Genomic DNA, 12,153 nt, shown 5'->3' with positions numbered 1-12,153 from the left:
CGCCAACGGTTTATGTTAACGTTGATTACCAAGTAAAGCAGCAAAGGAGGGACATTGATGTTGCGGGTCATGCTCGCGGATCAAGATGTTGTTGAACGCAAGCTAGCCATGCAGATGTGGAAGAGGGAGGATGCACATGCCGCGGGATATACAACTCTTCAATATTTTAATCGCGTATTTAAGCAGATCGTGAAGATGACGCTTCTTGAGTATCGGAAGTTTTCGCATCTAGCAATTTTTGAATATTTCGTAAGGAGTAGAATCGGCGAAGAAATGAGAAATGCGTTTCATTACTTTGCAGGGACAGCCGACTATACAAGATGATGTTATAGAGACATGTTATAGAGAGGGCAAGGCCTCTCGTACATTTCACGGTAGGAGGAACACATTACGGATGAAACAAATTCGACAACGATTGGCGGTCGTTCTATCTCTGTGTATGATCTGGTCCATGATTGCATTCACAGGTACCAGTATGGCAATGGCGTCTAGTGCAGGGCAGGGAAGCTTCGGAAAAGTTGTGGATGAGCGAAAGATGGAGCTTGCACCTGGGGTAAATTATACCTGGAACAGTATGGAGCTGCCACAAGGGCAAGAGAAGGTTCATTATGTAGAGTTCGATCCGAAGAATCCTTCCTTGGATTTGCAGCCTGGCATGACGGACGGGAAAGTGTACGGCATGACAGGTGTTACGAAGATGGCCGATCATGCAGACAAGGCGGGAAATCGGGTTATTGCAGCCATCAACGGCGACTTCTATGATATGACGACAGGCGTGCCTCTTGGCTTATTTATGGGTGATAGTGAGATATTGGTGAGTCCGCCGCCTAAGTGGGATTGGTATGCATATGGATTGAAAAAGGATGGAACCTCGATATACGGACTGAGTCCAGAGTTGAAGCGAACGCTTCACATTAGCGGCAAGGATTATGAAATATCGGAAATTAATCGGATGCGTGAAAATGCCGACAAGCTGTCCTTATTCACATCCGTATTTCATACTTCAACCAAAACTAATGATCTCGGCGACGAAGTTATTCTTGATGTGCTGTCGGGAGAAGTAAAGAGCGGCAGCACCTTAAAGCTCAAGGTTGCGGAGATACGCAAGGACAAAGGGGACGCACCGCTTGCCTCGGGCAAGGTTGTGCTGTCTGCTTCGGGAACAGAGAACCGCAAAATCCTCGAACAGCTGAAGGTAGGAGATGAAATCTCCGCAAGCTTTGAGCTGGAGGATGAGTGGAAGGACGTTAAAATGGCAGTCGGCGGCGTGTTTATGCTGGTCAAGGATGGCGTACCGCAAGAGAATCCTGATAAGGCACTCTACCCACGAGTGGCAATCGGAACAAAAGCTGACGGCTCCATTATCATGATGGTGATCGACGGCCGAGCGCCAGGATTTAGTGAAGGGGTATCCTACGATGATTTCGGTAAGGTAATGAAGGACATGGGTGTCGTCAATGCGCTGTGTCTTGATGGTGGCGGCTCGTCCACGTTCGTAGCGAAGCTGCCGGGGGAGCTGACTCGCAAGGTCCTGAACCGTCCATCTGACGGCAGTGAACGCAAGACGGCAAACGGATTGCTGCTCGTAAATAAGGCACCGGAGCAAGGAACTGCCTCGAAGCTGGTCGTACAGCCGAATATGGAGCGAGTGCTCGTTGGCTCTACATTCAAATTCGCAGCAGCCGGAGTAGATGTAAATGGACATCCAGCTCCATATACAGATGTATTTCAATGGGCTGTTGATCCTTCGCTTGGAACGATAGCAGGGGATGGCAAGTTCACGGCTGGATCTGCTGCAGGGAGCGCAAATGTTGCAGTGACTGCAGGTGGCATGCAGGGGCAAGGCCAAGTCGAGGTGGTAAAGGATTTGACAGACCTCATATTGCCTGACAAGGTAAAGGCTTTTTCTACCGGCGAACAAGTGAATATGCAGGTAACGGCTATTCGAGATGGGCGAGTCGTTGTTGCCGATAATCGCCAGTTTGAGTGGAGGGTCGAAGGCCCAATCGGTTCTATTGATGCTAACGGTGTATTTACCGCAACTTCGGAATCGGATAAGAACGGTAAAATTATCGTCAAGTACGGTAATATTGAGGCATCAATGGATGTAAATATAGGGCTGAAACCTGTTGTATTGGAAGATTTCGAGGGTGGTCTGGATCGTTACTATGAGGAAAGTGGTGCAAGGTACAAGAGTGTAAAGCTCAGCGAGACGGCGGATGAAGAATTTGTACGATTCGGCAGTAAGGCTGCAAAGCTGGAATATGACTTTACCGATACAGTAGGGATATCAGGCGCATACATCAATACGAAAGGCAAGGATAAGTATATTGATATTCCTGGCTATCCGGAAAAAATAAGCGCGTGGGTGTATGGCGACGGTAAAAAGCACTGGCTGCGCGGTCAGCTGCGAGACGGCAATGGGGCTGCAGTAGATATTGATTATACGGATGAGAAGACGGGCCTTGAGTTCACAGGCTGGAAGTATATCGAGGCAGCGGTTCCTAAGGGAAGACCTCTTCCGCTTCAAATTTCCATGCCGATTCGATATATGGAAACGAAAAATACAAACAAGAACGATGGGACTCTTTATATCGATCAAATCCGAGCGCTATATGGCCCGAATACGGATGACATGGAGCCGCCAGTGCTGAAGGATTTCTCTCCGGTTGATGGCAGTACAATTCATACTTCGACTCCGAAAATCCATGTGTACGGGGAAGATTTCGGATATGATCCAATCAAGCATCCAGCAACGACGCTGATTGATCCCGATAAGGTGCGCATGTATGTGGATGGACAACTGGTTCAGCATGGATTTTATCCACCGAAGGGTGAAATTCACTATACACCGAATGTGCCTTTGGCAGACGGGGTTCATGTCGTGAAGGTCAAAATTCGTGATATGAACGGGAATCGGGCAGAAAAAGAATGGATGTTTACCGTTGATACCGTGTCATCGAAGCTCGTATATACGGGAGCAAACAATGCTTATGCAGGCAATGTTTACAAGGTGGAGGTTAAAGGATTCAAGCCTTCCCATATTAAACGTGCTGACATTGGATTTATCGTTGATCCCAATTTGATAGAGAAGATAGAAGTAGTTGCAGGCGGTGAACTTGGCCCCGCTAATATCGAGGAAAGTATTACCTCGGATGGGAAAGTGAATCTAAAGTTTTCTGATGTGCATCAGTTAAACTTGAGGGATGACGAAGTGCTCGCGAGAATTGAATATCACCTAAAGTCGGATGTGTCGGGTGCGTTCAAGGTCGATTTTACATCAGGAAGCATTGGATTGGCGGATAAAGGAAACACAGACTTTAGCTTCTTCGGCCTTCCTCTTCACGCGGCCATTCAGTATCATCTGCGCTTGAATTGGAACACGGACGGCATAACCGAGGGGCAGGATACTGTGCTTGGGGTTGTTGATGAGACTGGCGCTCCTGTACAAGGCGCGCGTATCGTGACACGTGACGGAATAGAGTTGGGTGTAACGGGCACAGACGGCAAGCTTACCACGAATAAGCTGACGGGGACAGTGCGGGAATACGAGCTGCAAGCGAACGAGGGAACACGATTCAGTCCAGTAGTGAAGTTCAAGGTATCCCCGGTGGCGGGCAGCGAATTGCCTTACAACGTGAGTGTGACAATGGGAGTAGATCCGGCAACTTCTCGCGGCTTTACGTGGCATTCCAATATTAACGTGGATGTTTCAGTGGTAGAGATCGCGAAAAAGGAAGACTTCGTCGATTTTAACCATTCGAATGTCATTCGGGTGAATGGCTCGAGCAATATGCTCCATACGTGGGATATCGGTACGGTTCGTGTGCATAAGGCAGTTGTTCAAGGGCTTAAGCCGGGAACGGAATATGTATATCGTGTTGGCAACGGCAGCGACAAGGTGAGTGAGCAGGGCACGTTCAAGACGGCTGAGCTGGACGGTACACGTACGAAATTCCTCTTCTTTGGCGACTCGCAATCCGCGGATGAAGCGGGATTCGAGCTGTGGGGCAATATTGTACGGAAGGCAGTGGCTGATCAGCCGGATTTTGACTTCATTCTACAGGCCGGGGATATGGTCGAGGATGGGTTTAAGGAAAATGAATGGAATATGTGGTTCAAGGCAGTACAGGATACATTCTTGAAGACAACAGTTGTGTCGGTAGTCGGTAACCATGAGGTGACGGGAACACGGAAAAATGATGATTTCCTTGCTCATTTCAACAATCCACAGAACGGGATAGACAGCTTGAAGGGCAGCAATTATTCATTTAATTATCATAATGCCCATATTGCCGTGCTGAATAGTGAGTACGACCTCGAAGAGCAAAAGGAATGGTTGCGACGAGATTTGGCCGCAACGGATAAAACGTGGAAGATCGTTACGTTCCATCGTGGTCCATATGGAAGCAAGAATAATGAGAAGCATATTCGCAATGCTTGGACATCCACATTTGATGAACTTAATGTGGATGCGGCATTAAATGGCCATGACCATGTGTACTTAAGAACGAGCCCATTGCGCGGCGGCAAGCCAGTTGGCGAGGGAGAAGGGACAACTTATATTGTAGCGGGCTCCTCAGGGCCGAAGTTCTATGAGGTTGTTGCACAAGACTGGCAGTACAAAATAGACGGAACGAAGGCGCAAATCTATGTAGCCGTTGAGATTATTGGCAGCGAGATGAAGTTCCTCGTGAAGAACATTAATGATGTTGTCATTGATGAGTTCTCGATTCGCAAGCCACAACAGCAGCCTGTATCGGTCGAGCTTGATCAGACGGACGTAAGTTTGGCTGTAAAAGAAAGTGTAAAGTTGAATGCGAAGATGCTTCTTATCGGTGCTGATCAGACCGTAAAATGGTCAGTTCGTGATGCTTCAGTAGACGGAGCTGTGACGGTAACGTCTGATGGTATCGTGACAGGACACAAGCAGGGGACAGCGGTTGTACGTGCTACGAGTGTAGTGGAGTCCGTGTACGGGGAAAGTTTCATTACAGTTAATGGCCTGCCGGATACGACGATTGACGAGGTCCAACTTGATCGAAACGAAGGAACATTAAAGGTTAGCGACGCTGCAACTGAATGCAACAGTAGTGCCGTTCAACGCCTTCACAAGCCCATTCAGCGTTACACTTGCCACTTCTTCTGAAGAAGAACACCGACCATACAACCGTTTTAACTCCATATGAAGGCACAAATAAAGGGGCTGTTTATCCAGCCCCTTTTGCATGTCAAGTTTTTAACAATCATAGTCGCTATTAAGTTTAGAGCTGCCCTGACAAGAACACGATGAGGCAGAATGCCGACATTATGGACGAGTAGTAGACGGAATATTGTGTTCTCTTCTTGTTGTTGTCGAGCAGGTTGAACAGAAATAGAAAGCTGAGTACCGGAATTAGCAAGTAAGCCATGTACAGAATGATCGTCGCCATTCTTTACACCTCCAAGGTTGTAGTTGTTGGTTAAAAAGCCGATGTAAATATTTGCATAGATGTATTCTATCACGCTTTTACGCGTTTGGGTACAAAAGTTTTTTGTTTTATTTTGAAAATTTGTGACATCAGGCGGCTGATTGCCAACATGGACGAAGGAGATAAATGTCGGGTACACTAACTATATATGCTGGATCATAGGGAGGGCATGGATCGTTCTCTCTTTTTATATGGTGATTAAGATCAGGAAACGGGGTTAACAGCAACAATGAACATTCAATTGGTATGCGTAGGGAAACTGAAGGAGAAATACTTGGTGCAGGGCATTGCGGAGTACAGCAAGCGGCTGGCTCCATATGTGAAATTCCAGGTGTCAGAGGTACCGGATGAGCAGGCACCCGAGAAAATGAGCGATGCCGAGCTGGAGCAAGTTAAGGATCGTGAGGGAGAGCGTATTCTTGGCCACATTAAGCAGGATGCCCATGTCGTGGCCCTCGCGATAGATGGGCAGCTTTGGTCGAGTGAGGACTTGGCCTCGCAGCTCGATCGGTTGGCTACGTACGGGACAAGCAATGTTGCCTTTGTCATAGGCGGTTCTAACGGGCTATCTGATGCGGTTCTTCGCCGAGCGAATTCGAAGCTGTCCTTCGGCCGCATGACACTGCCGCACCAGTTGATGCGCTTGGTACTCGTGGAGCAGATCTACCGTGCAGTGAAGATAAATCGAGGTGAGCCGTACCATAAGTGACGGTGAAAAATATTGTTGTGGAGAAGGTACAAATATGTTTGCGGGCATTATCTCTATTTCAAGCACGCGTCCGAAAGCCGTAATGAAATGCTGCTGACTCCTGTACCCAACTCATAGGCGATATCCGCCCAAGAAATTTATCCATTTCTATGTAAAAAGACAAAGAGCAGCCCATTAGCCAGCTCTTTGTCCTTAACTTTATTTTCGTTCATTTTCAACGTTCCCCATCAAGAACTCTTTGTTGTATAGTAGAACTCCCCTAAGAGATTCCCTATTTCATAACTTCCTGGTGCAAGTTCTTTTTCAACAAAAGCATTGATCCCCGACTTGTCGATCTCATACATCACTTCAATTTCTTTAGAAAATAATAGCTTTTCTTGCGAAAGCAAGTTCGAAAGCGATGGTTGCTGCCTTGGCTTAATTTCTCCCGTATTCAACACTTGCTGAAGGCCCTCAACGTAAGACTCCAACGGACGACTACCTACGATTTTGACTCCTTTATTCTCTTCATTGATCATGACGATCGTTGGGAAACCTCGAACGCCAAGGCTTCTAGCGAGTCTAAAATCCTCATTCAATAAGGATTGGCCGGATTGATGTTCAGCATCTTGAACGATCGCTTCTCCATTCAGCCCAAGCTGATTTACGATGTCAATCATGACGGATTCCTCCGCGATATTTCGATTAAATGCGAATAAAGCTTCTCGTGATCGTCTTAAGTAATCATAGGCTACTGTATTGCCATGATGTTGCTGAATCACTTTAAATACACGAGAGGGTGGGTAAGAGGATTGGACGGGATCGCTTAGCATCAGCGAACCGTCAATTGGCATACGCGAGTATTCCCCAACCTCTCGCCAGTGGTCGAAGACATGAGCAGGTCCAGATATACCGTTACGTGGATCGACCGGCTCATCCCCCCATTTTTCGAGCAGCCCGCCCATTACCGTTTGGAAGTTGAAAACATGTCCATACTGCGTTTTAAATCGTCGTAGGACAGGGTCAAGCGCCCAGCAGTGTGAGCAGATTGGATCCGTCACATAATAAACTGTAATGGATTTGTGGAGTGGATTGAAATCAATCATTTCCACTTCTTCTTCCCCAGCTACGCCGCAGACACCGGTCTCAAGATCACAAATCATATGATTATCGCTGATTATTCGTTTATCGTCATTTGCCATGATGGTTGCCTCCTTGAAGTTTCCGAAAGATCATTTTGCTTTACAACTACATTTTAGCCATAATAATTCTACCGGAACACCAATAGATCATGTGATTTGTCGTTTATGCAACACATGGGCACATCTGTTTAAAATGTTGGAGGGACAGGAATGACGCAATCCAAGACAGACCCCCGAATTTTGCGAACGCGTAAGTTAATCATGGATTCCTTTATTGAACTTTCAGGTAAAAAAGAATTCAAGGATATTACCGTGAAGGATATTACGACAGAGGCGATGATTAATCGGGCAACGTTCTACTATCACTTTGAAGACATATATGATTTGCTCGACAAGGTTTTATCCGAAGTGCTTCTGATTAATTTGAATGCGATAGACTTTGGAAATAGCGTGCTGAATGAAGCATCGCTTATTAAAATTTTCGTAGCTATAACAGATTTCCAGAGCGCGTTATCCAATCGGTGTCATCGAGGATACGATGAGACCATTGCTCGTATTATTCGAGAGCAGCTCGAGATTATCTTCTATAAAATGCTGCGAAAACAACTGACGATGGCGGCGGATGAATCGTTAAAAATCACAGCGGTCCTTTTAAGTTGGGGGTTATATGGTGCTTCTGTGGAGTGGAGGAGAAAGGGGAAGGAATTATCGCCGGAAGCATTTATTCACCCCGCTATTCCCTTTCTGATGTCGGGCATTGAACAGGGGTGAGGGTTAAAGCTGACTCTGCCGAGTATTAAGAGATGGAAAGCAGAGCTAAATTGGCAAAGCAGTTATGCAATAAACTAACTACAAGATTCAGGAATGAAACCAAAATCCATAAAAAATGTCTGGGTGGGCGTCCTCCAGCGTTTCAAGAGAAATGGCTTCATTCTATTTATCCGCTAGAAAGGCTGTTGGCTATGAAATTTACCACAAGTGTTGGTAAATTTCATCGGTAAAACATACTGGACATCTAAGAGGATATATCACGGGGGGAAAGTATGTTAGACCAATTATTAAGTCCATTTACTTCAATCTTATCGAGGCTAAAATATGGGCGAAAGTTTATCCTTATCAGGAGGTCGCCTCTTTCAAATCGTGTTGTGTGGTGCAATAGATTTTACTGAAAAGGCGTCCTTTTTGCTGCGATATTTTTGTATTTTATTGGATAATCAACAGGCGTGACAATATTTATTGTTCAGTTACATGCAGTTCTGCTGCTCAAAATTAAGTTCAATTAATGATAATTTTGTATATGAGTAGAATGAATGGAAAATATAACAATATTAATAGGTGACGATGATGTTGAAATTGCTGATTTGGTTGCTATACATTTAGAAGGGTATCGTGTCATTAAGGTATCGGATGGGCAAGAAAATATTAATGTTATCCAGACTTAACACATTGATTTACTTATTTTGAATATTGCGATGCCGAAAATGGATGGATATAAGGTTGCACATTGCATTCGCGAAAAACATAATATGCCCATTATTTTTTGAGCGCGAAAATGTCTGATTTTGATAAAGTGCAGGGACTCGTGATTGGAGCAAACGATTATATGACGAAACCATTCAAACAGAACTCAAACTTGGAATTTGGAGGATTAACGATTTCTCCTGAACAACGTACAGTTACTATATATGGTAAGAATATTGAGTCAACACCGAAAGAGTTTGAAATTTTATAGTTATTAACCAGTTATCCAAATAAAGTTTATAGTGCAGAAGACATTTTTTAGCAGGTATGGAGGTAGATTATAAACTCAATGGTTAAAATACTACGAGGCTTTCGTTCAAAAATGATATTATTGTTATGTTTAAGCATGTTGTTGTCTAGCGCCATAACATACCTACTCTTTAAAGTACTCCAATTGTATTATTATACAAATGTTAGTTATGGAGATACACTAGCTTATTTTCGCAAAATCATACAAAATATTGGAGACCTTAACGTCTTTTTACTGTTATTTATCCTGCTTTCGATATTGTTTTTCTTTTTACTTACAAAACCCTATTCTGCCTATTTCAATGAGATTTCAAAAGGAATTCATTATCTCGCTCAGGGTGACTTTAAGCATCGAGTTCAAATATTGTCAAATGATGAATTTAGTGATATTGCACAAGGCATTAATCAGGCAAGTGAAAAATTGGAAAAGGCTATAGAAAGGGGTGACTTTTCGGAAAATAGTAAAGAGCAGTTAGTAGTGAATTTGGCTCATGATTTGCGCACACCTCTTACCTCTGTTTTAGGTTATTTAGATTTAATCCTTAAGGATGATAGCTTGACTGAAAATCAGATCAGGCATTTTTTAACGATTGCCTTTACTAAATCTCAACGCCTAGAACGGTTGATTGATGAATTATTCGAAATAACTAGGATGAATTATGGCATGTTACCAATTGAAAAGAAACAAATCGATTTAAGCGAGCTACTTATTCAATTAAAAGAAGAGTTGTATCCTGTCTTAGAGAAAAACGATTTGATAGCAAGAACGAATATTACTTCCCCTTTATCTATTATGGGTGATGGAGAGTTGTTGGCGCGTGTGTTTGAAAATCTTCTAATTAATGCAAACCGTTATGGATATGATGGGCAGTATGTAGATATCAACGGCTCTATTGATTCAAAGGAAGTAGTTATTCAAGTTATCAATTATGGGGACGCCATTCCTCCAGATGAACTGCCTCATATTTTCGATATGCTTTTTACTGGTGACAAAGCACGAACTCATCAAGAAAATAGCACAGGTCTCGGTTTATTCATTGCGAAGAATATAGTAGAGCAACACAATGGGACAATAACTGCCGAAAGTGATTTAATACGCACTATATTTGAAGTCCGATTACCAATGGAGGATTCCCAAAGAGATTAAGTGTAAAATCCAAATGAAAAATTTAAGGAAAATTTAAAATTTACCCCACTTTTTATTTTAAAAGTTTTTCCTATCCTATAAACAAGTTACATCAAGGAGGAGACTAAAAATGAAAAAGTGGGGTTTTTTATTGGTTTTTGCATTATTTCTAGTTTTTATTTTTAATATATTACCGATATCCAAAGATAAAGTAGATATTCAAAAATATGAACAAAATGATAATACAGCTACTGAAAATATCCAAAAGATTGAGCTTACGGAAGAACAAATCTATCATGGGAATCTACTCTTGGTCAACAATGAACATCCTGTTCGCCAAAAGAGTATAAAATCAGATGTCATAAATTTATTTACGCACGAAGAATTGACAAAGGGGTATGGGTTACTTGATAACGAAATTAAATTGTCAGAAGAAATAGCTAAAAAATTTTCCAAGATGATAGCTGATGCCAAAAAAGATGGGGTTTGGCACTTTTTAATTAGCAGTGGTTTTCGAGACTTAGATGAGCAAAGCAGACTTTACGAAGAAATGGGTTCTGATTTTGCTTTGCCAGCAGGTCATAGCGAACACAATTTGGGGTTATCGCTTGATGTGGGATCTACTCAAATGAAGATGGATAAAGCACCTGAAGGAAGGTGGATAGAAAAAAATTCTTGGGAATACGGATTTATATTACGCTATCCCTTGGATAAAACGGTTGTTACAGGAATTCATTATGAACCTTGGCATATTCGTTATGTCGGCTTGCCTCACAGTGTGATTATGCAGGAAATGAATTTAGCTTTGGAAGAATATTTGGATTATTTAAAAGAAGAAAAGAGCATTTCTGTTAGTGTTGATGGGACAAAATATACAATTTCATATTACCCCATTTCTCAAAATGAGACAATTGAAGTTGAAGTACCAGCGAATGAACATCATGAAATATCCGGTAATAATATAGATGGAGTGATTGTGACCTCATTTTCTTGAATTAGGTTCTAAAATGATAAAGTCATTGGTTTAAATGTAAAGTTAGGAGACGTATTCTAATATGCTTGCAGCTACAGTTTTGTATACTTATTTTTGTACTATTATTTTTTGTATTGTGTTTCAAACTGGATTTTTATTAAAGGCGCAAAAAAAATTATCTATTAAGCATTTTCTATGGGTGTATGTTTTTCTTTTCTACCTTGCGCTAGTGTATATGGTGACGGGGGTAGGAAATATATGGGTGATAGGAAAATATGAAACATTAATTCGTATAAGTGAAATCAACTTACTCCCCTTTGCTTCTGAAGGTATTACTACATATATTTTGAACATTATTTTATTTATGCCGTTAGGATTTTTATTGCCAACTATTTGGCCGCAGTTTAGAACAATCAAAAATGTTGCATATACTGGATTATTTTTCTCAATTGCTATTGAGCTAAGTCAATTGCTAAATCATAGGATTACAGATATTGATGATTTACTTATGAACACCCTAGGCGCGATTATTGGGTATTTAATATATAGAGCTTTATTTAAAATGATATATAAAAGAGGTGAAATAAAACCTGATATTTCCTCTTTAGTCGTAAAATACGAGGCTGTTTTTTATTTAGTTTGTTCATTTACAGGTATGATACTACTTCATTATCCAATTTTATTTCGAAAAATTTTCTAAATGCACGCCTGTCGATTATCCAATAAAATACAAAAATACATTTGGCCGAACTGGTAGGCTACCATGAGACCGTGCGTAAGTTTACGGTCTACACCTTGCTGCAATACTGGGCACAAGCGGCTTTCGAACAGTGGGATGGTTACCGAGATGGCGCTGACCGTGCAGTTACCTGCGGATTGTATTGTACAATGATGTTTGATGTTATCGCTCTTTATTTTTGCCATAGTAACATATCCGCTTCGCCTACAATATGATGAGTCTAGAGAAATCTAAAGAGGTGAGC

The 12,153-nt window shown here is 42.5% G+C and carries 10 protein-coding genes and 1 pseudogene; 8 read left to right on the top strand and 3 right to left on the bottom strand.

Annotation, left to right across the window (positions count from 1 at the left end):
* Positions 1–57 precede the first annotated feature (57 nt).
* Together NO352_RS21620 and NO352_RS21615 are read left to right on the top strand one after the other, a co-directional pair.
* Positions 58–324, top strand: a complete 267-nt coding sequence (locus tag NO352_RS21620) for a helix-turn-helix transcriptional regulator (protein ID WP_289356752.1) — start codon at positions 58–60, stop codon at positions 322–324.
* A gap of 70 nt (positions 325–394) precedes the next feature.
* Positions 395–5,149, top strand: coding sequence for a phosphodiester glycosidase family protein (locus tag NO352_RS21615; protein WP_289356751.1), 4,755 nt, complete (start codon positions 395–397; stop codon positions 5,147–5,149).
* 115 nt (positions 5,150–5,264) lie between these two features.
* Here NO352_RS21615 and NO352_RS21610 read toward each other — a convergent pair whose 3' ends face one another.
* Positions 5,265–5,432, bottom strand: a complete 168-nt coding sequence (locus NO352_RS21610; protein WP_005545381.1) for a hypothetical protein — start codon at positions 5,430–5,432, stop codon at positions 5,265–5,267.
* A 268-nt stretch (positions 5,433–5,700) separates the two neighbouring features.
* Here NO352_RS21610 and rlmH point away from each other — a divergent pair, with 268 nt between their 5' ends.
* Entirely contained in the window at positions 5,701–6,180 is a 480-nt protein-coding gene (gene rlmH, locus NO352_RS21605) for a 23S rRNA (pseudouridine(1915)-N(3))-methyltransferase RlmH (protein WP_040735637.1), read from the top strand.
* A gap of 227 nt (positions 6,181–6,407) precedes the next feature.
* On the opposite strand, the gene NO352_RS21600 is transcribed toward rlmH, so the two are convergent.
* Positions 6,408–7,361 carry a DsbA family protein gene (locus tag NO352_RS21600; protein ID WP_289356750.1) on the bottom strand — a complete coding sequence of 318 codons (954 nt, stop codon included), beginning with the start codon at positions 7,359–7,361 and terminating at the stop codon, positions 6,408–6,410.
* A gap of 150 nt (positions 7,362–7,511) precedes the next feature.
* On the opposite strand from NO352_RS21600, the gene NO352_RS21595 reads away from it, so the two are divergent.
* The 5 genes and pseudogenes from NO352_RS21595 (at position 7,512) to NO352_RS21575 (ending at position 11,870) form a co-directional block, all read left to right on the top strand.
* Entirely contained in the window at positions 7,512–8,072 is a 561-nt protein-coding gene (locus tag NO352_RS21595; RefSeq protein WP_289356749.1) for a TetR/AcrR family transcriptional regulator, read from the top strand.
* A gap of 539 nt (positions 8,073–8,611) precedes the next feature.
* Positions 8,612–9,030: pseudogene (locus NO352_RS21590) on the top strand (response regulator transcription factor); the annotation flags it as partial.
* An 81-nt stretch (positions 9,031–9,111) separates the two neighbouring features.
* Positions 9,112–10,218, top strand: coding sequence for a HAMP domain-containing sensor histidine kinase (locus NO352_RS21585; RefSeq protein WP_268599176.1), 1,107 nt, complete (start codon positions 9,112–9,114; stop codon positions 10,216–10,218).
* Positions 10,219–10,327: 109 nt separating this feature from the next.
* Positions 10,328–11,191 (top strand): VanY-A/VanY-F/VanY-M family D-Ala-D-Ala carboxypeptidase, encoded by an 864-nt coding sequence (vanY, locus tag NO352_RS21580; RefSeq protein ID WP_005545369.1) that lies wholly within the window; start codon positions 10,328–10,330, stop codon positions 11,189–11,191.
* Between the two features lie 61 nt (positions 11,192–11,252).
* Positions 11,253–11,870, top strand: coding sequence for a VanZ family protein (locus NO352_RS21575; protein WP_289356748.1), 618 nt, complete (start codon positions 11,253–11,255; stop codon positions 11,868–11,870).
* Here the strand turns inward: NO352_RS21575 and NO352_RS21570 are convergent.
* Positions 11,867–12,094 (bottom strand): hypothetical protein, encoded by a 228-nt coding sequence (locus NO352_RS21570; protein WP_289356747.1) that lies wholly within the window; start codon positions 12,092–12,094, stop codon positions 11,867–11,869. The genes NO352_RS21575 and NO352_RS21570 overlap by 4 nt on opposite strands.
* Positions 12,095–12,153: the final 59 nt, after the last annotated feature.

Source organism: Paenibacillus sp. S-12 (genome assembly GCF_030363895.1).
GTDB lineage: Bacteria > Bacillota > Bacilli > Paenibacillales > Paenibacillaceae > Paenibacillus_B > Paenibacillus_B alvei.
This window is presented reverse-complemented; position numbering and strand designations above follow the sequence as displayed.

Excerpts from the sequence above, each read along its gene's own strand:
- NO352_RS21620 (WP_289356752.1), top strand. The coding sequence starts at position 58 with ATGTTGCGGGTCATGCTCGCGGATCAAGATGTTGTTGAACGCAAGCTA.
- NO352_RS21615 (WP_289356751.1), top strand. The coding sequence starts at position 395 with ATGAAACAAATTCGACAACGATTGGCGGTCGTTCTATCTCTGTGTATG.
- NO352_RS21610 (WP_005545381.1), bottom strand. The coding sequence starts at position 5,432 with ATGGCGACGATCATTCTGTACATGGCTTACTTGCTAATTCCGGTACTC.
- rlmH (WP_040735637.1), top strand. The coding sequence starts at position 5,701 with ATGAACATTCAATTGGTATGCGTAGGGAAACTGAAGGAGAAATACTTG.
- NO352_RS21600 (WP_289356750.1), bottom strand. The coding sequence starts at position 7,361 with ATGGCAAATGACGATAAACGAATAATCAGCGATAATCATATGATTTGT.
- NO352_RS21595 (WP_289356749.1), top strand. The coding sequence starts at position 7,512 with ATGACGCAATCCAAGACAGACCCCCGAATTTTGCGAACGCGTAAGTTA.
- NO352_RS21585 (WP_268599176.1), top strand. The coding sequence starts at position 9,112 with ATGGTTAAAATACTACGAGGCTTTCGTTCAAAAATGATATTATTGTTA.
- vanY (WP_005545369.1), top strand. The coding sequence starts at position 10,328 with ATGAAAAAGTGGGGTTTTTTATTGGTTTTTGCATTATTTCTAGTTTTT.
- NO352_RS21575 (WP_289356748.1), top strand. The coding sequence starts at position 11,253 with ATGCTTGCAGCTACAGTTTTGTATACTTATTTTTGTACTATTATTTTT.
- NO352_RS21570 (WP_289356747.1), bottom strand. The coding sequence starts at position 12,094 with ATGGCAAAAATAAAGAGCGATAACATCAAACATCATTGTACAATACAA.